Source organism: Wolbachia endosymbiont of Drosophila baimaii (genome assembly GCF_028982185.1).
GTDB lineage: Bacteria > Pseudomonadota > Alphaproteobacteria > Rickettsiales > Anaplasmataceae > Wolbachia > Wolbachia pipientis.
Genome location: NZ_JAPQLE010000171.1, coordinates 1 through 1,822, shown reverse-complemented (window position 1 = coordinate 1,822; position 1,822 = coordinate 1). Strand labels below are relative to the sequence as shown.

The following is a 1,822-nucleotide window of genomic DNA, read 5'->3' as shown; positions in this document are numbered from 1 at the left end:
ATATTTTTTCTTTCAAGGTTAAATGGCTATTTTATAATGAATTTTGTCAGTAGCCACCAGATTTTTTCAGTTGCTATGCAACAAAGCCATTCCAGTGTCAAGCACTGGGATGACACCTCTGGGCACTGCCGTCATAAAGGAACCAGTGTCAGCTACCTGCATGACATCAGTTCGACCTACCGTCCAACTAGAAAGTTGTATATAAAATGACAGAAATCCAGATGTTATTTATTTACTTTCGATCTTTTCTATCAATTTTTTAACTAAGCCTCTTAGCTTTTTACTGGATTCATCAAGCTCTTGAATCTGCGAGCTGTGCTCTTTCATTAGTTCCTTATAGTTACCTCTTATGTAGTCAATCATTTCCCTCATCTGAGCAATCATCTTGCTGATATCCATACTACCCAAATCAGATATCATGTTGGGCATAGCCCCTTCTAACATACCGCCAGCCATAAGCTGCTGAGACATCTGCATAAATGGTTTTAAAGTCTGATTAAGCAATTCAGGATCCTTGGCTAATTTTTCTATTTGCTCTTTGCAAATATCCATATACTGCTTCATAAATTCATCTTCTTGCCCTTTGTCTATCATAATTATAACCTACCTAAAAATACGTGTTCTCTGTTATATATTATTTTAAAATTAAAAACAATACAAAATACCTGTCACAATTGCATTAATACTTTTTAAATAATAAAAAATGCTCCTTTGCTTATAAAGGGTCACATACCTTCTTTAACCATTCCTTATCTTTTATGCTATTTTCTAAGTTTTTATAGACAAACTGATGGTAGCCATTTATCCATTCAATTTCATCTTTAGTAAGCATTTGCACATCTATTAGCCTTCTATCATATGGAATGGAGGTTAGTTGTTTAAATCCCAAGAAACCATTTTCATGTTTATCAACATACATCAGATTTTCAATTCTTATTCCATACTCTCCCGAAATGTAATAACCAGGTTCGTTGGAAAGCATCATGCCTGGCGTGAGTTTCACTTTATTTCCCTTTGATATTGCTTGTGGTCCTTCGTGTACTGATAAGTAACTTCCTACTCCATGCCCTGTACCATGCATATAGTCCATTCCAAATTTCCATAAATGCGTACGTGCCAATATATCCAATTTTCCACCAGTAGTGCCAGGAGGAAAGATGACACTTGCTATAGCAATGTGAGCTTTCAACACTATTGTATAGTGGGTTATTTGCTCATTGGTCGGATTACCAACCACTACAGTTCTTGTCACATCAGTTGTACCGTCAAGGTACTGACCACCAGAGTCAATCAAATATAGTCCACTTTTCTGAATTACCTTATTCGTCTTACTGCTTGCACGATAGTGAATTATTGCTCCATTCTCATTAAGTGCTGAAATTGTTGGAAAACTTAGTTGCTTAAACAAATTCTGCTCTTTTCTGTATTCTAAGAGTTTCTCTTCAGCTTCAAGCTCTGTACCAACATTATTTTCAAGCCAATGTAGAAAGTTTGTAACTGCCACTCCATCTCTGATGTGCGCATTTATAGCCCCAGCTATTTCAGTTTGGTTTTTTACTTCTTTATAAATTAGACAAGGATCCTCTCTTTCAGCTACCTGTTTATCTTTTATTACAGCCATAATACTCATTGGAGTTGTGTTTGGATCTATAACTATTGAATTTAGCTTGTGCAGCGAATTTTCTAGCTCACTAATATCAAAAATATTTATATGATTGCCTAAATTTGCTTCTATAGTTCTCTAATTGCACATAAGTCAACAATAATTTTTACACAAATCAAAATAGCATATTTCCTCCGTAATCTTTAATAATTTTACATA

General features: G+C 34.9%; 1 protein-coding gene and 1 pseudogene. Both read right to left on the bottom strand.

The genetic code is table 11. The features are described 5' to 3' along the window. Positions 1-228: 228 nt before the first annotated feature. Complete coding sequence (locus OZD66_RS05340; protein WP_182367152.1) at positions 229-594, bottom strand: hypothetical protein; 366 nt, start codon at positions 592-594, stop codon at positions 229-231. Positions 595-715: 121 nt separating this feature from the next. Beyond that, positions 716-1,738: pseudogene (locus OZD66_RS05335) on the bottom strand (M24 family metallopeptidase); the annotation flags it as partial. Positions 1,739-1,822: the final 84 nt, after the last annotated feature.

What these genes read in the sequence shown, in the direction of transcription:
- OZD66_RS05340 (WP_182367152.1), bottom strand. Translation starts at nt 594, where the DNA reads ATGATAGACAAAGGGCAAGAAGATGAATTTATGAAGCAGTATATGGAT.